Origin of the sequence: Ruminococcoides intestinihominis, assembly GCF_040096285.1 — a bacterium.
Lineage (GTDB): Bacteria > Bacillota > Clostridia > Oscillospirales > Acutalibacteraceae > Ruminococcoides > Ruminococcoides intestinihominis.
The window spans coordinates 18580-39648 of the sequence record NZ_JBBMEY010000019.1; the positions used below are offsets into that span (position 1 = coordinate 18580).

Consider the following 21069-nt stretch of genomic DNA (forward strand, 5'->3'; position numbering starts at 1 on the left):
ATGGAAAAAATCCAGTTATCAATTCCAAAGCTACCTTATGCTGTTGAAGAAGCTATGAACAGATTAAGGGTTAATGTAAAGTTCTGTGGTAAGAATACTAAGAGAATTTTAATTACAAGTAGTGTTCCTAATGAAGGAAAAAGTATGGTATCGGTTCAGCTGTGGAAAATGCTTAGTGAAGCAGGTTTCAAGACAGTTTTAGTTGACTGTGACCTTAGAAAATCCACACTAAAGAATCGTCACAATTTTGCCGATGAAAATATTAACAGTATTGGCCACTACCTATCCGGTCAATGTGAATATGGTGATGTTGTATACGAAACAAATGTAGAAAATGGCTATATTGTTCCTTGTACTACATCTTTGGAGAATCCTATTTCTCTAATTGAAGATGAAAGATTCAAAGAATTACTTGATAAACTTTCAGATGACTATAGATATGTATTGATAGATACACCACCACTATGTGCAGTAGCAGATAGTTCACTTGTTGCTTCTTTGTGTGACGGAGCAATCCTTGTTGTTAGAGCAGGTTCTACATCAAAGAAACTTGTTAAGGAGTCTATCTGTCAGCTTAACTATGTAGGTTGTAACCTATTGGGTACAATCCTAAACAGAGTTGAAACAAAGACCCATACTTACAATAAATACTATGGTAAGTATAAAGAGTATGGTGAATATAAAGAAAACTAATTGGTAATAACATATTTGTTATGCAAATGTGTTTATTATATATAGGGGTACAATTCGTGGCAAAAAGTGCCTTTGTATTGATTTTATAAGGAGGAGATATTTATGAAAAAGATTGTTACAGTAATTATGGCAGTACTAATGATGATGTCTGTTGTAACCGGTGCTTCTGCAGCAGCTAACAGCCCATCAAAGCCATCAAAGCCAATCGTTGTTAAGCAGTCAAATGTTTCCATTAAGTCACTAACTTACAATGGTAAGACTCAGAGCCTTAATAAAAAGGTTACAATTAAGGTTAGGACAAACTATGGTAATGTTACTTTAAGAGAAGGCAAGGATTATAAGCTTGTTTACACAAAGGCTAAGTATGCCGGTACATATAAGGTAACTGTTGTTGGTATTAATTCTTATAAGAACTTTAAACTAACAAAAACTTATAAGATTAATAAAGCTAATAACAAGATTACTATGAGAGCTACAAAGAAAACTGTTAAGTATTCTAAGAAGAAGGCTTCAAAAGTAAGTGTTTATACTACAGGTTATCATGGTAAGAGAACATTCTCAGTTTCTTCTACACCAAAGAAACTAAGAAAGTACATCTCAGTTAACTCTAAGGGTAAGGTTACTCTAAAGAAGGGTGCTAAGAAGGGTACTTATAAAGTAACAGTTAAATATTATGGTAACAGAAACTATAAGGCTGGTACAAAGACAATTTCAATTAAGGTTAAATAATTTTAGCTTAAATTAAATTGTTAAATAAATAAGCAGACACTTTAGCCACGGAAGTGTCTGCTTTTCTTTTTATAACTTTTCTAATTTAAAAAGGTCAGCACAGAGTACTGACCTTAATTTTATATTAATTTTCGGATTCTTTCTTTGAAGTTTTCAATTTTGTTTGAGTATCTGTCAACAATATATTTATTAGCTTCTTTTTCTTCCTTATCCTCAAGTGGTGAAAGACCCTTGAAAAGCTCACCGTACTTTCTTTCCAGTGCTTTAGTTAGCAGATAGTCACAAAGCTGAGGGTTCTTTGGAAGTAGTGGTCCATGTAAATATGTGCCAATAACATTTTTGTACACAACACCTTCGTAACCACTTTTACCGTTGTTACCTTTACCAAATACTACTTTGCCTAGAGGCTTATTCTTGTTAATATAAGTTCTGCCACCATGGTTTTCAAAGCCAACAATAGGCATTTCACATAAATCACTTTCAATGAAAATGTTGTTGATTAGTCTGCCTTTTTCTTGAACGGTATAAATATCCACAATATCAAGACCATCAATTTTGCCATCATCAGTTTCGTAATATTTGCCAAGTAGCTGATAACCACCACAAATAGCAATTACAACACCATTATCTTCTACATAGGACTTAAATTTATCTTTGATTTCTTTTAGTCTGTTACAAACCAGCATTTGTTCTCTGTCAGAACCGCCACCAAGAAGAATAATATCAAGATTTTCAAAATCAATATTGTCCTCTAGGCTATATGTTTTTACTTCTGAGTCAATGCCTCTCCACCTTAACCTTTGTACCATACATTGAATGTTGCCTCTGTCACCATAAAGGTTAAGTAAATCAGGAAATAGGTGTCCAATAGTCAGTTTCATTATTTTTCACCCTCCATTCTCTTTAGAATGTTTCTTGTACTGTATAGACCTGTGTAGTTAACCAGTACATATAGGTTCTTTGTACCGGTTTCAATTTTGTTGCTGATAGCAGTTTCAATATTTGGTTCAAGGGTACTTGGAATGTCAACATACTTTAATCTTAATCTCATATCTTGACAACGAATACCACTAACTGTAATTGACTTAATACTCTTATCCTTAAATCTGTCAAAGTCAACATCCCATAACCATGATACATCATTACCGTCTTGGTCACGGTCATTAATAAGGATAATTACATCTTTATCTTTAGTGTCTGCCATAACTGCATTAATGTTTTGGTTGAAACCTGCCGGATTCTTAGCAAGGTTAAGTTCAACTATTGTGCCTTTAATATTGAAGTGTTCAATTCTACCATTCTCAGGGTTAAAGTTATCCAGCATTGACTGGAAACCTCTCATATCAACACCGGAATGACTTGCAACTGCATATACTGCAAGAATGTTGTAAATGTTGTAGAAACCTTTGTATTTTGCGTGAATGTTCTTGCCTTGTACTGTAAATGCAAGGTGGTCACCACATTCAATATTAGTAGCAGGATAGTCAATCTCAGGTCGCTTAAAACCACAGTTTGGACATTCATAGTCACCTAGCTGACTGTAGTGGTAGTAGTTGTAGTGCATCTTTGTACCACACATTTCGCAGAATCTACCTTCACGAATTTCTGAATTTTCATCAGCATCAAATACCTTTTCACTAATACCGTAAGTGATAAACTTGTTGCCACTTTTCTTAGCTAAGAATAGTGATAGTGGGTCATCACCGTTAATAACAAGAGTCATATTTGGTGCCATTTTAATTGACTTACTGAGAATATCAATAGTAATATCAATTTCACCGTAACGGTCTAGCTGGTCACGGAAAATATTTGTCAGTACCATATAGTCAGGCTTTAGTGTTGGTAAAACTCTCCTTGTAGATGCTTCATCAATTTCAATACAAGCATAGTCACAATCAAGCTGGCAATCATCATTTGTTGCAAGTACAAATGCAGAAACAACACCGTTTAGCATATTAGAGCCGGTTCGGTTACAAAGAACTTTCTTGCCTTGGGACTGTAATGTTGTACATAGCATATTGTTGGTAGTTGTCTTACCATTTGTACCACATACAATATATACCTTTTCTCTAACTTGGTCTGATAGTACCTTTAGAATATTTGGTTCGATTTTTCTGGCAATAAGTCCTGCCCATGTAACACCTTGTCTGCCCATTTTTAGGCACAACTTGGCAACAAACTTGGCAAACTTAATTGCAAACTTTTGTCTGAAAGTCATAATAACCTCACAAAATTATTTCATTAATTTTTTATATATAAAATCATTATACAAGAAATTACACCTAAATACAAGGTATATAGGTGTAGTGATATTTTATATATGAAATTAAAGTCAATCAATTACAGTATAAACTAGGTTTTCCCATTTTAGTTTAGTACCCTCATCAATATCACTAGGCAAAAGTGCCATAGCAACCTGTAACAAGTCATTATCCTCAATATCGGTTCTTTTTAGAAAACCATAGTCACCACTGATTCTTTCAACAACATAATAATATGGTCCCATTATGTACCTCCATAAATTTTATTTTAGTATAAAGTGTTTTATTAATTGAATTGCAACAATATGTAACGGATAATATCCGTAGAAAAAATATTTAATCTTTAATTTTCCCCTTTTGCCATTGTAAAATACAATAGGAATAATTGTTAGCATACTCCACCATTGTATAGTATCTCTTGTTAAACAGAGAAGGATAAGTCCTACTGTAAACATTATTAGCTTAAGTTCTTTTTTGTCAAAGAGATATACCATTAGTGGCAGTACAATACCGAAGAAACCATAGTCAATACCATAGTTTATGTCACCTAAAAACATAGGCATAATCTCCGATACAAAAAGTACAAATAAAACTGCTAAAATAGGAAATTGCCATTGTACTGTTTCTGAGTTGTTTCTGCCATAATCAAGTGAATATATTAATAATATAGATAATGAAAAGGTTATAAATATATTCATATGATAATTGTCATCAGCTAAGATGCAAACTGTTTGAAATGCAAGTCCCATTATAAATATAGTGTAAAAATACCTTGTTCTGTTGTGGGTGTATTTACAACCTTCAGCAATCATATATGCAAAGATAGGAAAAGCTAATCTTCCTATTGCTCTCATAGGGTAGGAATTTTCCATTAAGTACAATCCTATATGGTCAATTGTCATACACACTAAAGCAAATATCTTTAGCATATTGCCTGAGAAAATACCCTTGTTTTCTGTTGTCCGTAAATTACTCATTGTTAATACCTCATTTTTTCATTATAGATTATATCATTTAGGATAAATAAAAACAATGTGTAATTCTATTATTATACAGGAAAAGCACCTCGTTATGAAGTGCTTTTGTAGAACTATAATTCACTATCCCTTAGGGAGTAGTATTCTGTAAGAATATCATCTTTGCTATGAACACCGGAAAGTCTTTTTAGCTCCTTACCGTCTTTAACAAAAACTAAAGTAGGTACACTCATTATGTGGAAATTCTTGGTTAGTTCAGTATTATCGTCAATGTTGCATTTGTAGATGGTTATGTTTTCTTTCCTACCGACTTCTTCAATAGTAGGCAACAAAATTTTGCAAGGGTTGCACCAACTTGCATAAAAATCTACTATATACAAATCTTTGTTGTTAAATATTTCCTTTGAGTTTCCTCTAATTTCAATTACAGGCATAAAATCCTCCATTATAAAATAATTAATATTAGGCATATAGTTAGTATTAGAATAAATATAAATTATATACAATTCGTTTATTGTAGGGATAAAAGCAGTTAGTTATAAAATAGAATTTTGTTATATTATGAAACTTTTTATAAAAATAAATTGTTTGTACAATTTATTTGTGGTATAATGTAATAACAGTATACAGATTAATTGTATTTTGGAGGTAAAATATGATTTGTAAAAATTGCGGTTTTCAAAATCCGGACGGTGCAAAGTTTTGTGCCAGTTGTGGTCAAAAAATAGAAATGTCAAATCCAATTCCACAGAATAATGTTTCTGATAGTAACACTCAGCAGAATAATATTCCACAGAATAATGCTCAGCAGAACAGTGTTACTCAGAATAACAATCAGCATAATTCTGTACATCAGAACAATGTACATCAGAACAATGTCCCTCAGGGTAACATTCCAAATAACTATAACCCACAGAATACTATGCCGAATAATAATATTCCACAGGGTAATGTTCCAAACAATATTCCTAATAACTACAATCCACAAAACAATATTCCACAGGGTAACTTCCAACCTCAGAATGGAATTCCACAGTTTAACAACTTCCCAAATCATGGTGTTAACCAAACTGTCATTGATCCAATTACCGGTCAACCGGTAAAGAATAAGAGTTCTAAAAAGGTACTACCACTTATTCTAGGTATTGCCGGTGGTGTAGTAGCTGTTATTGTTGCAGTTGTCATTGTATTTAGTGTTATAGATAACAGTGGTATTAACGGTGTACTTGATAGTCTGGAAGATGGTATTAATGATAAAAATGTAGAGGCTATCAAGAAATGTGTACCTGAATTTATGGTCAAGGATATGGATATTACTCAAAGTGATATTGACGATATATTGGGTATTAGAGATATTTATAGTTTTGAAATTGACTTTGATGTGAAGAGTGAAGAAGATGTAACTGACTCTAACTGTAGTGAAGCAAATAACTACACCTGGAAAGAATATATCCAAGATAGATATGAAGATTATGACGGATATGATGGTGGAGAAGTAGAGGAAGTAACAAAAGCTAAGGTTAAGTATGATATTGACTTTGATAACGATACTGCAAATGCTATTGCAGGTTTAGCCTCTTTAGGTGAGAATGACCTAACTAAAGATGTTTACTTTGTTAAGTATGACGGTAGCTGGTATCTATTTGAAATGTAATTGAAAATTCACTAAAGGATTGCTAAAGTTTTAGCAGTCCTTTTTTATTACCTTGACCTACCTAAATAATAATGTTAAAATCAAGGTAGATAAATTTTAGGGGTATGTTATGGCTGAAGAAAATGTAAAAAACATAACAACTGAAAAGGTAACTAAGAAGAATTTAAGCACAATAAGGCTTATTGTCGGTGGAGTTATTGTTTTAGTTTTGGTAACGGTACTTTGTTTGTTTCTTATTTTTACTTGTGTAATAAAGCTTTCTCCAAGTGGTATGGAAATTAAGAGAAGTGGCATTGGCATTGAATTTGTAAAATATACCGGTGATGAAAAGAATCTTAAAATTCCTGACCTAATAAACGGACTAAGTGTTGTTTCTGTAGGTGAAAAGGCTTTTTATAATACTAATGTTGAAAAAGTAGAAATGCCAAAGGATTTAAAAGAAGTTGGCAGTTACTGTTTTGCAAATTGTAAGAATTTAAAGGAAGTTAAGTTTAATTCAGAGGTAACTAACTTTGGGGACAATGCTTTTGAAAATTCTTCGGTAAAAAAGGTAACATTGCCCGGTAATCTTCAAAAAATCAGCAAGGCAATGTTTAAAAATTGTAAGAATCTAACCAGTGTTTCTTTCCCTAATAAATTGCTATTTGTTGATGATGAAGCATTTTATGGCTGTACTTCACTAAGTAAAATGACTGTTGGTGAGGGCATAAGAAAAATCGGCAAAGATACTTTTAGTAATGAAAAACAAGACTTTATGCTTTGTAGTGTAGCCGGTAGTATTGTTGAGGATTATGCAAGAGAAAATAATATTGAATATGCACCTTGTAATGAATACTATGAAGTATATACAAAGTATCCTGTATATGTAGGTAGCAATAGATACTCTACTGTTGAAGTGTCAAACGGTAATAATGGCATTATGAATTTCTTACCGTCACAAAGTGGATATTACAGAGTTACTTTAAAGGGTAGTAGTGTTGATTTTGACATTAATAAAGCCACCAAGAATACACAAAAACTTTCAACGGTAAAGAATAATACCGATGACTATTTTGCTTATTTTGAAAGTGGCAAAGAATATTTCCTTTCTGTTTTTGCGCAAGAACAAAGTAATTTTACTGTAAATATACAGCAGGTTAGTAAGTCTACTGTTTCTGCATACAGTAAATGTGAAAGAATGTATTTAGGTCAAGATATTTATGACCTTTCAAAAGGTACTGAACTAAAGTCTGACCATAATAAATATTCCGAAACAGTTGCTACTGTTAATTCCGACTCTACTATCACTAAAGTTGAAGATTATTATGTTGATAACAAAAATAAAGTATGGTATCAAATAACCACAAAGATGGGTGCTATGGAAAGCAAGTTGTGGTTTAAAGCATAAAGAAAACCTATGACTTTCGTCATAGGTTTTTTGCTTACCGTATATAGTATATTATCTTTTTAGTTCAGCAACTGTCCACTTAGTACCTTTGTCAGTTTCAACAAAGTTAATAAGTTTATCCATATCATCAAAGTAACGGTATAGGTCGTGACATTTTTCCTTTACAAAACCTTCACGCATTGAATGTTCCATCATTTCCTGTAGGTTATCGTAGTAGTGGTTAATATTGTAAATAGCGATAGGCTTGTTGATTCTGCCTAACTGCTTTAGAGTAACAATCTCAAACATTTCTTCAAATGTACCTACACCACCCGGAGTAATAATGAAAGCATCGGCTAGTTCCTCCATAATGTGCTTTCTTTCTCTCATAGACTCAGTTTTGATTAGTTTAGTACATTCAGTAAATAAACTTTCAATCTTGTCATCAAAGAAAAATTCAGGTACTACACCGGTAATCTCAGCACCGGCCTTTTTCATACCTCTTGCAGAAGCACCCATAAGTCCTTCGCTACCTGCACCGAATACTAGGGAGTGACCTCTCTTGCCAAGTTCATAACCCAGTTCCTCTGTTGCTTTTATATATGAATCATCAATGATGTTACTTGCTGAACCGAAAATACATATTCTCATATAATTACCTCTTTTCTAATACTTATTATATCTTGATTATATATCATATTTCAGAAAAATTCAATTAATACCTAATGTTGAAATTGTTTAATTTTGGTTGTATAATATTAAAAAAGGAGCGTTGCTATGTCATATATTTGTGTGATTGGAAATGAAAATGGAATAGTAGCAGGTAGTGACACAAGGGAAACTATTGCACCAAATAAATTTTTGGACAATAGACAGAAGGTTTTTGTTGACAAAAAGCAAAATCTTATTTGGGCTTGTTGTGGCATTACAAAATATAACGGAATAGACTATATTGATGTAGTGGAAAGTATATTGAGAGATACTAACCTGTCTTTTATTGAAAAGATAGACAGACTACAGATTATGATAGAGAGAGTCACTAAAGAATGTTATAACTATATCGGTAACGGTAGTGCTATGGATATTCTGATTGGCTACAAGTTAAAGAGAAAAATACTTATAAGAATGAATATACAAAATGGGGAAGTCAAGAGAAATACTTTCTTTGCACCACTTGCTATTGAGGGTGGTAGTGGAAAAATGATTATGAACAAACTTCCACTAAAAGATTATAACCACTTGTCTTTAAAAGAATTAGAGGTTTATGTTAAGAGTAGGGTGCAGGAAACTATTGACAAAGACAAAGAAATTTCTATAAATGACCCTACCCATGTTAATACTATTGGTGGAAAGGTAAGAACAGTTACCTTGTGAATAATTAAAGGTTTAAGTTTTAATAGATAATGTTTAAAATATTACATATTATAATAAGCCTTGAAATATTTCAAGGTTTGTGATAGTATTACAAGGACTTGTAAAGGAGCAGTAGGTCACTGCTCCTTTTTTAAGGGCTTTTCTGTTCATAATATGTTCATAAAATTAGTACTTTTATATAAAACCTTAAACTTAATGTTATGGAAAAAGAGTATAGTACATTACTGTATTTTTTGATATAATTAATAGTAAGAGATTTTGGTAAATCTATTTTATGAAATTTGAAAGAGAGGCACTTAAAATGAAAAAATTGTTTAGACCATTATCTTTGGTAATGGTGCTGGTTGTTTTGGCTACAACAACGACTTTCTCAGCGTTGTCAGCTACAATCGACAAAAATCTAACCGGGGCAGGTATTAATGTGGAAAAAGTAGCAGCGTATACTAACTCAAGTGATGGGTATGCCACTTATAGCGGTAACGACTTGGGTGCAAATTATTCAGCTGACTCTACAACCTTTAAGGTATGGGCACCTTCAGCATCTAGCGTGAAGGTTAAACTATACAAGACAGGTTCAGATAGTGAAGCTGGTGCAGGTGTCATTGGCACTTATGATATGACTAAAGACAGTTCTAATGGTGTTTGGTCATTAAAACAAAGTGGTGACTTAAACGGTATCTACTACACATACCTAGTAACAGTCAATGGCAAAACAAATGAAACAAGAGATGTATATTCAACAGCTTGTGGTGTTAACAGTAAGCGTTCAATGGTTGTTGATTTAAATTCAACTAATCCTGATGGTTGGAACAATGACTCTCATGTTCTTTTCAATAGCTCTTCAGAAGCTACAGTTTGGGAAATGTCAGTAAGAGATTTTTCTATTGACAGTTCTTCAGGTGTAGATGCTGACAAGAGAGGTACTTTCCTAGGTGTTGCTCAGCATGGCACAACACTTAACGGTAAAGGCGATATTAAAACAGGTATTGACTATCTAATTGAAAACAAAATCAATTGTGTTCAGATTATGCCAATGTATGACTTTGGTTCAGTTGATGAAACAAAGGGTGGTCAAAACTGGGGTTATGATCCAATGAACTACAATGTTCCTGAAGGTTCTTTCTCTACTAACCCATATGACGGTGCAGTAAGAATTAAGGAAATGAAAACAATGATTAAGGCACTTCATGATGCCGGTATCTCTGTTGTTATGGATGTAGTTTATAACCACACATATAACACAACAGATTCTTGTTTTGAAAATACAGTTCCGGGTTACTACTACAGAATGAACGGTAATCAGTTCCTTAACGGTTCAGGTTGTGGTAATGTAACTGCTTCCGATAAGACAATGTACAGAAAGTATATGATTGACTCAGTTAAGTATTGGGTAAATGAATACCATATTGATGGTTTCCGTTTTGACTTAATGGGTTGTCACGATATTACAACGATGAATAAGCTTAGAGATGAGCTTGATACTATTGATAAGAGAATTTTAACTTATGGTGAACCTTGGACAGGTACATGGCCAAGAGACCCTAACGGTATTGCTAACTCATCAGCAGCACTAATGGATAACGCAAGTAAGCTAAATCCAAGAGTTGGTATGTTTAACGATAAGGTTAGAGATGCTATCAGAGGTAGCAACGATAACTACGGTGCAGCATCAGGTTATATTATGGGTGCAAGTGGTTTTGATGCTGCAGTCAAAGCCGGTGAAATGGCTAACACCTCCACAATGTGGGGTGGTAACTGGTCAAAAGCACCTACTCAGACAGTAACATATTCTTGCTGTCACGATAACTTAACTCTTTGGGATAAGATTATGAGGGTTTGTGGTAGTAGTGACTATGACGGTACTAACTCAACATACCTTGCAATGAACAAACTTGCGTCAGTAATTGAATTTACTTCACAAGGTGTTAACTTTACTATTGCCGGTGAAGAATTTGCCAGAACTAAGTACGGCGAAGATAACTCTTACAACAAGGGCGATAGCAAGAACTTAATTGATTGGAACAGAGTTTCTAAGTATTCTGATCTAGTAAGTTATTATAAAGGTCTAAGAGAAATCCGTTCTGTATATAGTCCATTTACAGATAGCTCAATGACTTCTGTAAATTCATCTTACTTCTGTTCAACTCCAAGTGGTGTTGTAGCTTATACAATGCAGAACAAGACTGCTAACGCTAACAAAGAATGGGGTATGATTGCAGTAATTACAAATGCAACTTCCAACACTCAGACAGTTAAGCTACAAGCCGGTACAACACTTCCATCATCTTGGGTAACTGTTGCTAACGGTAACAGTGCAGGTCTAAAGAACTTAGGTACAGTTAACGGTTCTACTGTTTCAGTACCGGCAAGAAGTTCTCTAATCCTAGTTGATGCAAGTACATTTGACAGAGGTGTAACTCCTACAACTCCAACAACATCAACTACTACAGTACCACCTACAACAACTTCTGCTAAGAAAACAATCACTTACAACACATCAAAGATTAAGAACTTTAATGATGGTGTTTCTACAGAAACAGTAACAAATGGTCAAAATGTTACAAAGACAATTGAACCTGAAGATGGTTACGAAATTGTTTATGCTAAGGTAGTATGTGGTGGTAACGATATTACTTCAACTGCTTATAACTCAGCAACAAATACACTTAGCTTTAATGTTACAGCAGATACTGATGTAACAATTATTGCAACAAAGATTCCTGATACTCACCTATATGGTGATACCAACAGTGACAGTTCAGTTACTGTTAAGGATGCATCAAGATTACAAAAGTATGTTGCTAATATAACTGACCTAAGTGCTACAGAACTTAAGTCATCAGATGTTAATAATGATAATCATGTTGATGTTAAGGATGTAACAATGATACAGAAGTATGTTGCCGGTACAGTATCAAGTTTCCCATCAGGTAAAAGCTTCTCTGATGAGAAACCTACATACACAATTCCTACAAATACAATTACAACAACATCAGCTACAACAGTAGCAGTTCCTACAACTGCTACTACTCCATCATCTACTGTTTCTACCGGTGATAAGGTGTTAACACTTGACCCATCATCAGTTTCAGCCGGTAATGAAAGATGGGTTGCTTACTTCTTTACTGCTTCAATCACTTCTAATTATAAGTGGGTTGACCTAGATAGTAATAATTCAGTAACAGTGCCAAGTGGTATGGATACAGTTATTTTTGTTCGTATGAACGGAAAGACAACAGAAAACACTTGGGACAATCGTTGGAATCAGTCAGATGATTTAACAATCGGTTCAAGCACAAAGTATGTTGCTACCGGTTGGGGTTCAGGCAATCTGTTCACAGGTAACTGGGCATAAGTAAATAAACTATGAACATTCAAAGTGTCAACAATTGTTGGCACTTTGTTTTTTATGCACAAAAACTATGCCTGCCATTTGTGCATTTATACAAAGTTTCATACTGGATGCATAACAATATTACGAAATGATGAATAAAATTAAAGTATATTGTAAATTTATTGTCTATTTTGTATAATAAGTATATGATGTATAAGTAAAAATTTTTAGTGTAGAGAGATATTGCATAAAATATTTCTCTAGAGGCACTAAAATTCTTGTTTACTATAACTATTTTAAAAATATAATATTGTGTTATAATAATTATTGTAATAAAGACAGACAAATTATGGAAATATAAGTGTATTTTAATACACTTAAAAGAAGAAAGGAGAAAAAACTTTGATTAACAAAACATCAAAAGTAGCTGCCAGGTCTTTAACAGCAATTGCATTAATAGTAATGATAATCATTTCTTGTATTTCTGCCGTTGCTGTAAATAAGAGTGTAGCTGAGTCTGGTGCAAAAAAGGACATTGAAGTTACCGGTGGTACAATGACTAAAGGCGTTGACTACTATCTTGTTGGTGATATGTGCAGTCCAATATGGTCAACAGCTGATACAAGTTTTGCACTAACTAAAGTTAATGGTGATAATAACCATTATACCGGAACTTTTAGACTAACTGGTCAAAAGACTTATGAGTTCAAAATCTACAACAGTAACGGGGACTATTATTCTAAGTCTGGTGCTTCCTTTAGTGAAGGAACACAGATCGTTAGAGGCTTAACAAATGATGCCGGTGCTAGCAATATGTCATTTGTTATTCCAGCTGGTACAACAGAAATTACTGTTGATATGTATTGTGAGTACTCAAATGATAGTCAGGTTACATTTACTCTTAATAATTTAGGAACAGGTGATGTAACTCAAGGTGGTACTGGTCATAGCTACAAAGCACAGAGTGGTGTAATCAACCATTCATCAGACACAGAACTTCTTAATGTTAAGAGTACATTCTTCGACTACTATAACGATGAAGAAGTTGATGGTTCTTGGAGAACAAGCTTGTCAGGTTTCTATCGTACAGTTAAGTCAGGTAACACTAGCCACAACAGAGAACCATATGAAAAGTTCAACAGAGCTATTGCACAGTATGCTAACGGAGTAAATAACAGTTCGTGGACAACACCTCTTTATTTTGGTGATTTTAACACAGATAAAGACGGTTATCAAAAAGACGGTTATAAGGGTTATGGCGTAAGTAACCTAAAGAAGTTCTTGAGTGTACCAAATAACTCAAATGCCACATCATCAGGAACCTCAGGTTCTGTTGCCGGCCTTGCCGATGTTACACTTGCAGATAACAAGAAGTTAAGTAAGAATGGTGTTACAATGCCATACTTTGATGAAGATTGGCTTGTAAATAATGGCTATGGTACAGTTGTTCATTCTGACTTCCCTATGAGAAAGACAACTGATAAACACGGTCAGGATTACTATGAATATGATAGTTTAAATGGTAAAGATAACTGCTACTTTGATGGTTATGAAAATCTTGCAAGTGGTGGAAATCTTACAATGAATTATGCCAGTGGTAAGAGTAACTCGGTTTATGATGCTTTAAGTGGTTTCTCGAAAAGTACTATTAACAATCCCGGTTTCTTCCCATTTGACAGACAAAAGGACCATAGCAATAATGGTTATGACTTTGGCTTTGGTATGAGATTAGACCTAGATTTTACTCTTGGTGCTAACGGTAAAACTAATGGAGAGGATACAGTATTTAACTTCTCAGGTGATGATGACCTTTGGGTTTATCTTGATGGTGTACTTGTACTTGATATGGGTGGTGACCACAAGATGTCACAGGGTTGTATTGACTTTACAACTTTAAAGTCTTATGTAAATAATATTGATACTACATTCCAAGGCTCTGATTTAGTATATACGAATAGTTCAGATAAGTCTGGTTACAGTTATTCAGCTGAATTTCCAGCTCTGTTCTCTGATGATACAGAAACCAGAGGTTCAAGCAAGTTTAACAACAACAATGTTAACGCTCACCATACACTAACTGTTTTCTATATGGAAAGAGGTATGATTGAATCTAACTTAAAGGTTGGTTTCAACTTTGAACCTATTACTGATTCACTTGATGTTACAAAGACAGTCAATACATCTAATGTTAACACTAAACTACAGACAGCAGTTAAGAATGCTGATGACTTTGGCTTTGCTATTCAAGAAAACGGTGCAGATGTAAGTAATAAGAAATATAAGTATTCTGACAATGGCACAATTAATAACGCCAAGACTAATGGCAACACAGCTACACTATCTGATAGTGACAGTGCTTCCTTTAACAGTCAGTTTACTATTGATAATGATTTAACTGTTACCGAAGGTACACCAAAGAAAACTATTATTTCTAATATGGATACCGATAGTTTGATTTACCTTGATTCAAAGAATATGAGTTGTTCGTGGTTCTTCAATAATGGTGCAGTTCCTGCAATTTCCTTTGATAATGGTAACACATTCCACCAAATGTTCTCTTATCAAACAGATGGTAGAACAATTTACTACTATGAATCTGAAAAAGATAGTAGCAGTAATAACAAAAGCTTTATTATCGGTAGAAAAGATGATATGGGTGTTTGGAACAGAGTAAGATTCTCGGCAATTACCGAAAATACAAATTGTATTAACGTTAAGGCTTGGAGATCAACCTCTACCGGTGATATTAGTGTTGTTGATAACTCCGGTTCAATTAGTGAAGTAACTAAGTTTACTTTAACCCCACCTTCCAGTGGTGATTATACAATTGATACTACAAAGGAAAGTTTGTTAGCCGGTCATTACAATACTAATTGGTCATTGTATGATGTTAGTGGCACTTCACCGGACTTAATTACAACAGGGGACACAAAGGTTTCTAACTTTCAGTATAAAAATAAAGTTAATGATGATTTGGTTTCAACTCATCTAAGACTTGATTATGTAAACACACCTCAGGTTGCTAATATTACAGTAAATAAGAGTGTTGTTGACGAAAGTGGTAATACAATTACAGATGATGATACACAGTTTGATGTTACTTTAAAGCTTGACATTAACGGTGACGGTGCATATCAAGATTACGGTTTAACCGGTAAGATTTCTCAGAGTTCACCTTATACATTCACAGGTATTCCTGTAGGTGTTAAGTATAAGGTTGAAGAACAAACCCCAAGTGGATATAAGGTTTCTTATGGTACATTAAATAAGAATACAGGTGAACTTGGTAATTTGGGTGCTACTGTTGATGTTATCAACACAGTAACTCCTGCAAGTATTACAGCCGGTATTACAAAGACACTTGACAGAATGGTTTATGATGGTTCAACATTCCAATTTAAGTTAGTAGGTCTTGCTTCTACAACTGTTGGTGGTGTTACAACAGAAGATACTTCTTCGGTAACAGATACAATTTCAACTGTTGTTGATGGTAATGCAGCATTCAAGTCTATTGACTATAGCACAGAAGGTACATATCTATATAAGATTACAGAAGAACCATTAGTTGATGGTCACGATTATCAAACTGATTCTTCAGTATATATCTTTAAAGTTGTTGTTGCTAAGGATAATGGTGTTCTAAAGGCAACAGGTACTTATTATAGAGGTACTTCTTCACAATCTGTAAAAGAAATTATTGATGCTAACAATACAACTGCTGTTGCAAGTTTTGAAAATACATCAACTAAGGCTCAGGCTACTGTACTTAAGGCTGACAAGGTTAACCCTGACGGTACTGTTCCTGCTGATGCTAAGAAACTTGAAGGTGCAGAATTTACACTATATAAGGTTGATGATGATGGTATAAGAACTGGTACTAAGGTTGAGTCAAAAACAACTGATAGTAACGGTGAAGTAACATTTACTGACCTTGATATTTTCAAATCAGGTAAAAACGGTAACGGTGGTACTAAGGAATATCAGTGGTACTATGTTGTAGAAACTGCATCAGCTGAAGGTTATACACTTTCAACTAATGAACAGTGGTTCTCATTTGATGGTGGACATTATGACTCTACAAAGAATGTATATACTCATTCTTTTGCAGCTCTAAACACACTAATCACAGTTCCTTATGCCGGTATTAACTATCTAATGCAACATAACTTTATTCTTTATGGTACATTAGTTCTTGGTTTAGGTGCAATTTGTTCTTGTGGCTATATGCTAAGAAAGAGAAGACTTGGAGCAAAAGCTCCAACCAATAAACATGGTAGGAAATAAATTACATATATATTTTAATTAAAAAGGAGAAGATGAAAAATGACAAAATCAATTAAGAAAATTTTTGCAGCTCTTCTTGTAGTTGCAACTCTAGCACTTATGATTCCATTTAGTGCCAGTGCAGCAAGAGATGCTTCAACAAAAGTTACTTTCAAACTAAGTGACCCAACAGTTGTAGGTAAGTTTAAGTTTGACATTTACAAGCTTGCTGGTATTAATACAACAACAGGTGCAGTTACAACAGTAACAGGCCTACCTACAGATGTTAAAACAGCAGTTGAAGCTGAAGGTACAGATGCTAACACATCAACTCTAATTACTGCTTGTAAGAGTAACCTGGCAAGCCTAGGTTCTGCTGTTAAGACTTGGGACGCTACAACAGCTTCTGTTACATACACAGACCTAACAGCCGGTATCTACTACATTCACCCGGTTGCTAAGGCTACTGCTACAAAGGCTAATGACTCAATCGTAGTTCTTCCTAAGTATGATGATGCTACAAAGAAGTGGGTTGAAGCTGGTACAATTGACCTAGCTTCTAAGGTTAGCACAAAGGACATCGTTCTTGACAAGACAATCACTAAGGTTGATAATACAGATGTTAACGCTAAGTATGCTACAGCCGGTCTAGGTAGCACAGTTGAATTTAAGCTAGAAGCAAATGTTCCCGGTTCTGAAACAACAAAGCTAAAGAAATATGCTATCGCTGATAAGATGGATGCAGGTCTAACATTTAACAAGAATTCTGTTAAGGTTTACTACACAACTGATGCTTCTTCACTAAGTGCTGCTGACCTAGTTGATGCTGCTGATTATACAGTAGATGCACCTTTCACAGCTAAGGGTACAGAATATACATTTGCAGTTAACTTCAAGGCTGATACAGATGGTTATGTAAAGAACATTTATGATGCTGACAAGAAGATGGTAGTTGTATTTAATGCTACAGTTAACGAAAATGCAACAGTAGGTAAGACTTCAAATGACAACAAGGTTTCTCTAGACTACGCTAATGACGATACAGAAATCGTTGAACCTGGTCCAACAGTACAGGTATTTGCTTTCAACCTACAGGTTGTAAAGGAAGATAACGGCGGTCAGAAACTTGCAGGTGCAAAGTTCGACCTATTCAAGGCTGACAAGACTACTAAAATTGCTACTGCTACATCAGATGATAACGGTCTAGTACAGTTCACAAATAGTGGTAAGGAAATTCAGCTAGCAGCCGGTACATACTATGTTAAGGAAACTGAAGCTCCGGAAGGTTATGTTCTACCAACAGGTGATGCTGCTTGGACAGAAATCAAAGTAACTCCTACAATTACTCAGAAGACAAGTGCCGGTGCAAATGATGCTCAGTATGAACTAACAGGTCTAACAAATGCAGGTGACAATACTTTCGCTTTCGTTACAAAGACAGTTAAGAATGTAAAGATTACAGTTCCTAAGACAGGTGGTATGGGTACAACTCTATTCACAATTTGTGGTGCTTCTCTAATCGTTCTTGCAGGTGTAATGTTTGTAGTTCTAAAGAGAAAGAAAACTTCTAAGTAATTTTAATATAAACAAATAATCGTTAAAACTTTATTTGATATATGTAATTTTTCTAATTGGGATGTGGGTGACTACATCCCAATATTTTTTGTGTTGCAATTATTTTATGTATATTTTATAATTGTATTATTAAGAAATAAGGACAATGTTTATGAAAAAGAAACTTCCGATAATCGCAATAATTTTGATATTTATAATTGGTCTTGGAATAATGAGTTATCCTCTTGTTAGTTCTATGATTAACAATTCTAAGTTTAAAGACGGTATGAATGACTATACAGAAACTGTTAAGACACTTGATAAAAAGGATAATACTAAATTATTTAAATCTGCTAAAAAGTATAATCATAGCTTAACACAAACCTCAATTATTACCGACCCATTTGATGAAGAAGCATATAAAGCTATCGGTGCTCACTATAATGATGTGCTTAATGTTGATGGTAAAGGTCTTATTGGTTATGTTGTTGTACCTAGAATTGATGTTAATTTACCTATTTATCATGGTTCAAGTAAAAAGGTGCTGGAAAAAGGTGCCGGTCACTTGCAGAATACTTCAATGCCTATCGGTGGTAAAAGTACCCATGCAGTTATTTCTGCCCACACAGGCTTTCCTGACCAAACTTTCTTTGATAACTTAACTGACCTTGTTAAGGGGGATATTTTCTACATAAAGGTACTTGATAAAACTTTAGCCTATAAGGTTGACCAAATTAAAGTTGTTCTTCCGGAAGATACAAATGACCTTAGAATTATTCCTAATGAGGACCATGTAACACTTTTAACCTGTACACCTTACGGTATTAATACCCACAGACTTCTTGTAAGAGGTGTTCGTACAAAGTATGTACCGGAAGAAGTGGCAAAAAATAAGTTAGTAAAACAAGCACCGTTTGAAAAGTGCTTCTACTTCTTAGGTTACAAAATCCCTTATTGGGTTGCCGGTGCAGTTATTGGTGGATTTGTTCTTTTAGTTGTGATTATTGTTTTAATTGCAGTTAGAAAGAATAAGAAAAAATCTTCTTTAAAGCATATTGATGATAATTCCGAAAAGAAGGTAGAGTCTGATGAAAAGTAAAAAGGTTCGTCGAGTTCTAACAATTATTGCAACACTCTTTCTCGTTACCGGTATAGGGCTTGTTCTGTTTCCACCTGTATCAAATACATATGGTAAGTATGTAGCTAAGGGTATTTCAGATGACTTTGAAACCAGAGCAAATCATCCAAGAAAAGGCTCATATGCTGATGCCAAGAAAAATGGTGAAGTTGACAGTAACGGTTGCCTATCTGATGGTACACAAGTTGTGTATGATGTTGATATTAAAAGACTAAAGGAAGATAGCATTAAGTATAACAATATGCTTAAAGAACACCAAAGGGAAAAGCTGACAAGTTCTCTTTCATATGTAGAGCCTAGCCTAAAGTTAAGTAAATATGGAATATTTGACGGTGTGTATGGTTACTTAGAAGCACCTACTATTGATATGAAACTGCCTATATATTTAGGTACTGCCAGAGACCACTTAAATTATGGTGCAGCACATTTAACATACACTTCATTGCCTATAGGTGGTAAAGATACAAATGCAGTTCTTGCCGGTCATACAGGATATGTAGGAAGAATTTTCTTTGACAATATTAGACAACTTAATATTGGTGACAAAGTAAAGGTGAGAACCTATTGGTCAAAGATTACATATAAGGTAACAGGTACAAAGGTAATTAAACCTAACCATGCTGATGATATATTTATTCATGATGATAAGGATATGATTATCCTTATGACTTGTATATCCAACGGTAGTGGTGGATTTGACAGATATTTAGTTTTTTGTGAGAGGTAACTATGGATAATAATTTAAATAATTTACAAAGAGTAGAGGCAGGTCGCAGACTTGAAATTTTAGGTTATGAAAAAGATGTTTGTGAAAAATACCTTGATGAAGAATTTGCTTTAAAGCTACAAGAAGCAGACAGTAATGAAGTACCGGAAGAAATAAATATTGCACCATTTCTAAAAATGGAAGAAGAACAAAATATCTTTACTTATCTATATAGATATTCTGTTCTTGATGATGGCAATTTACAGTTAAGATTATTTTTCATAAGCAACAACCCTGATGATTGGGAAAAGGATAGAGAAACTTTGCAGTATGCTTTGGAAAATGGAATTGACTCTAAAGATGCAAAGAACATTTTTAAAACATTCGTAAGACCTTTGAATAAATAAAATAGAAATGGGCTAAAGGTTAGAAAGACTTTTAGCCCACTTAATACAAAGAAAAAATAATTTTAAAAAATTTTAAAAAAAGTGTTGACATTTAAGTTTATATAGGATATAATAAACGAGCGTTAGAGATGAGGCACTTCGAGGTGTAACTCAGTTTGGTAGAGTGCTTGGTTTGGGACCAAGATGCCGCAGGTTCAACTCCTGTCACCTCGACCATAAAAAACAAGGATTCCATTAGGAATCCTTGTTTTTTTATATCCAGCAAACGAGTGACAGGAGTTGAAGGCGACCGTTAAGAAAACAGTCCAGTGGACTGTTTTTAGGGAGAGCGTAGATGCCTTTATCCTTTCGTATTTGTGCTTATAAAGCAAGGTAGGTAGTAGTGCAAGAAGAAAATATGTCACCGATAAAGTAAGCAAAATTTAAAAAATTAGTAAAAATTAAAATATACCATTAGTACGGATTCCATTAGGAATCCTTGTTTTTTTATACCCGGCAAACGAGTGACAAGTGCTACAAATTAGGGTTTGTGGGGATGATTATGTAATGTAGATAAATTAGATAATAACCGATTAATTCATCTAATTTATAGTTTTTCCCTCCTTCAGTCATT

Annotated in this window: 17 protein-coding genes and 1 tRNA gene; 12 read left to right on the forward strand and 6 right to left on the reverse strand. The window is 34.1% G+C overall.

Features of this window, described 5'->3' with window-relative positions; all coding sequences use genetic code 11:
* On the forward strand, window positions 1-693 hold the full coding sequence (locus tag WMO18_RS06395) for a CpsD/CapB family tyrosine-protein kinase (protein ID WP_211148354.1): 693 nt from the start codon (window positions 1-3) through the stop codon (window positions 691-693).
* A 102-nt stretch (window positions 694-795) separates the two neighbouring features.
* The gene (locus WMO18_RS06400) at window positions 796-1422 is read left to right on the forward strand and encodes a hypothetical protein (protein WP_211148355.1); all 627 of its coding nucleotides are present in this window, start codon (window positions 796-798) and stop codon (window positions 1420-1422) included.
* 119 nt (window positions 1423-1541) lie between these two features.
* Here the strand turns inward: WMO18_RS06400 and WMO18_RS06405 are convergent, their stop codons facing one another.
* The 5 genes from WMO18_RS06405 to WMO18_RS06425 form a co-directional block, all read right to left on the reverse strand.
* Window positions 1542-2303, reverse strand: a complete 762-nt coding sequence (locus WMO18_RS06405; RefSeq protein WP_022505133.1) for a type 1 glutamine amidotransferase — start codon at window positions 2301-2303, stop codon at window positions 1542-1544.
* Window positions 2303-3640: a Mur ligase family protein gene (locus tag WMO18_RS06410; protein WP_211148356.1), complete on the reverse strand. Its 1338-nt coding sequence runs from the start codon at window positions 3638-3640 to the stop codon at window positions 2303-2305. The genes WMO18_RS06405 and WMO18_RS06410 overlap by 1 nt, the downstream gene beginning before the upstream one ends.
* 114 nt (window positions 3641-3754) lie before the next feature.
* Window positions 3755-3928, reverse strand: coding sequence for a chorismate--pyruvate lyase (locus tag WMO18_RS06415; protein WP_138157079.1), 174 nt, complete (start codon window positions 3926-3928; stop codon window positions 3755-3757).
* An 18-nt stretch (window positions 3929-3946) separates the two neighbouring features.
* On the reverse strand, window positions 3947-4660 hold the full coding sequence (locus WMO18_RS06420) for a TraX family protein (RefSeq protein ID WP_367286461.1): 714 nt from the start codon (window positions 4658-4660) through the stop codon (window positions 3947-3949).
* A gap of 113 nt (window positions 4661-4773) precedes the next feature.
* Window positions 4774-5094, reverse strand: a complete 321-nt coding sequence (locus WMO18_RS06425) for a thioredoxin family protein (RefSeq protein WP_211147876.1) — start codon at window positions 5092-5094, stop codon at window positions 4774-4776.
* Window positions 5095-5315: 221 nt separating this feature from the next.
* Between WMO18_RS06425 and WMO18_RS06430 the strand changes: the two genes are divergently transcribed.
* Both WMO18_RS06430 and WMO18_RS06435 read left to right on the forward strand, forming a co-directional pair.
* Complete coding sequence (locus WMO18_RS06430) at window positions 5316-6314, forward strand: zinc ribbon domain-containing protein (protein ID WP_211147877.1); 999 nt, start codon at window positions 5316-5318, stop codon at window positions 6312-6314.
* Window positions 6315-6423: 109 nt separating this feature from the next.
* Entirely contained in the window at window positions 6424-7701 is a 1278-nt protein-coding gene (locus WMO18_RS06435; protein ID WP_211147878.1) for a leucine-rich repeat domain-containing protein, read from the forward strand.
* Between the two features lie 51 nt (window positions 7702-7752).
* On the opposite strand, the gene WMO18_RS06440 is transcribed toward WMO18_RS06435, so the two are convergent.
* Window positions 7753-8331 carry an LOG family protein gene (locus WMO18_RS06440; RefSeq protein WP_211147879.1) on the reverse strand — a complete coding sequence of 193 codons (579 nt, stop codon included), beginning with the start codon at window positions 8329-8331 and terminating at the stop codon, window positions 7753-7755.
* A gap of 126 nt (window positions 8332-8457) precedes the next feature.
* On the opposite strand from WMO18_RS06440, the gene WMO18_RS06445 reads away from it, so the two are divergent.
* The 8 genes from WMO18_RS06445 (at window position 8458) to WMO18_RS06480 (ending at window position 20672) form a co-directional block, all read left to right on the forward strand.
* Window positions 8458-9054 (forward strand): hypothetical protein, encoded by a 597-nt coding sequence (locus WMO18_RS06445; RefSeq protein ID WP_367286462.1) that lies wholly within the window; start codon window positions 8458-8460, stop codon window positions 9052-9054.
* Between the two features lie 301 nt (window positions 9055-9355).
* A complete protein-coding gene (pulA, locus tag WMO18_RS06450) occupies window positions 9356-12409 on the forward strand; it encodes a type I pullulanase (protein WP_211147882.1) in 3054 nt (1017 codons plus the stop codon).
* Between the two features lie 381 nt (window positions 12410-12790).
* Window positions 12791-16672 carry a SpaA isopeptide-forming pilin-related protein gene (locus WMO18_RS06455; RefSeq protein WP_211147883.1) on the forward strand — a complete coding sequence of 1294 codons (3882 nt, stop codon included), beginning with the start codon at window positions 12791-12793 and terminating at the stop codon, window positions 16670-16672.
* A 39-nt stretch (window positions 16673-16711) separates the two neighbouring features.
* A complete protein-coding gene (locus WMO18_RS06460; RefSeq protein ID WP_211147884.1) occupies window positions 16712-18226 on the forward strand; it encodes a SpaH/EbpB family LPXTG-anchored major pilin in 1515 nt (504 codons plus the stop codon).
* A gap of 151 nt (window positions 18227-18377) precedes the next feature.
* Window positions 18378-19304 (forward strand): class C sortase, encoded by a 927-nt coding sequence (locus WMO18_RS06465; protein ID WP_248004698.1) that lies wholly within the window; start codon window positions 18378-18380, stop codon window positions 19302-19304.
* On the forward strand, window positions 19294-20070 hold the full coding sequence (locus WMO18_RS06470; protein WP_211147886.1) for a class C sortase: 777 nt from the start codon (window positions 19294-19296) through the stop codon (window positions 20068-20070). The genes WMO18_RS06465 and WMO18_RS06470 overlap by 11 nt, the downstream gene beginning before the upstream one ends.
* Window positions 20071-20072: 2 nt before the next feature.
* Window positions 20073-20456 (forward strand): hypothetical protein, encoded by a 384-nt coding sequence (locus WMO18_RS06475; protein ID WP_022505416.1) that lies wholly within the window; start codon window positions 20073-20075, stop codon window positions 20454-20456.
* Window positions 20457-20595: 139 nt separating this feature from the next.
* Window positions 20596-20672: transfer RNA gene (locus WMO18_RS06480), tRNA-Pro, on the forward strand.
* Window positions 20673-21069: the final 397 nt, after the last annotated feature.

Bases quoted from the DNA above. Each gene is read 5' to 3' on its own strand.
- WMO18_RS06395 (WP_211148354.1), top strand. From the start codon at position 1: ATGGAAAAAATCCAGTTATCAATTCCAAAGCTACCTTATGCTGTTGAA.
- WMO18_RS06400 (WP_211148355.1), top strand. From the start codon at position 796: ATGAAAAAGATTGTTACAGTAATTATGGCAGTACTAATGATGATGTCT.
- WMO18_RS06405 (WP_022505133.1), bottom strand. From the start codon at position 2,303: ATGAAACTGACTATTGGACACCTATTTCCTGATTTACTTAACCTTTAT.
- WMO18_RS06410 (WP_211148356.1), bottom strand. From the start codon at position 3,640: ATGACTTTCAGACAAAAGTTTGCAATTAAGTTTGCCAAGTTTGTTGCC.
- WMO18_RS06415 (WP_138157079.1), bottom strand. From the start codon at position 3,928: ATGGGACCATATTATTATGTTGTTGAAAGAATCAGTGGTGACTATGGT.
- WMO18_RS06420 (WP_367286461.1), bottom strand. From the start codon at position 4,660: ATGAGTAATTTACGGACAACAGAAAACAAGGGTATTTTCTCAGGCAAT.
- WMO18_RS06425 (WP_211147876.1), bottom strand. From the start codon at position 5,094: ATGCCTGTAATTGAAATTAGAGGAAACTCAAAGGAAATATTTAACAAC.
- WMO18_RS06430 (WP_211147877.1), top strand. From the start codon at position 5,316: ATGATTTGTAAAAATTGCGGTTTTCAAAATCCGGACGGTGCAAAGTTT.
- WMO18_RS06435 (WP_211147878.1), top strand. From the start codon at position 6,424: ATGGCTGAAGAAAATGTAAAAAACATAACAACTGAAAAGGTAACTAAG.
- WMO18_RS06440 (WP_211147879.1), bottom strand. From the start codon at position 8,331: ATGAGAATATGTATTTTCGGTTCAGCAAGTAACATCATTGATGATTCA.
- WMO18_RS06445 (WP_367286462.1), top strand. From the start codon at position 8,458: ATGTCATATATTTGTGTGATTGGAAATGAAAATGGAATAGTAGCAGGT.
- pulA (WP_211147882.1), top strand. From the start codon at position 9,356: ATGAAAAAATTGTTTAGACCATTATCTTTGGTAATGGTGCTGGTTGTT.
- WMO18_RS06460 (WP_211147884.1), top strand. From the start codon at position 16,712: ATGACAAAATCAATTAAGAAAATTTTTGCAGCTCTTCTTGTAGTTGCA.
- WMO18_RS06465 (WP_248004698.1), top strand. From the start codon at position 18,378: ATGAAAAAGAAACTTCCGATAATCGCAATAATTTTGATATTTATAATT.
- WMO18_RS06470 (WP_211147886.1), top strand. From the start codon at position 19,294: ATGAAAAGTAAAAAGGTTCGTCGAGTTCTAACAATTATTGCAACACTC.
- WMO18_RS06475 (WP_022505416.1), top strand. From the start codon at position 20,073: ATGGATAATAATTTAAATAATTTACAAAGAGTAGAGGCAGGTCGCAGA.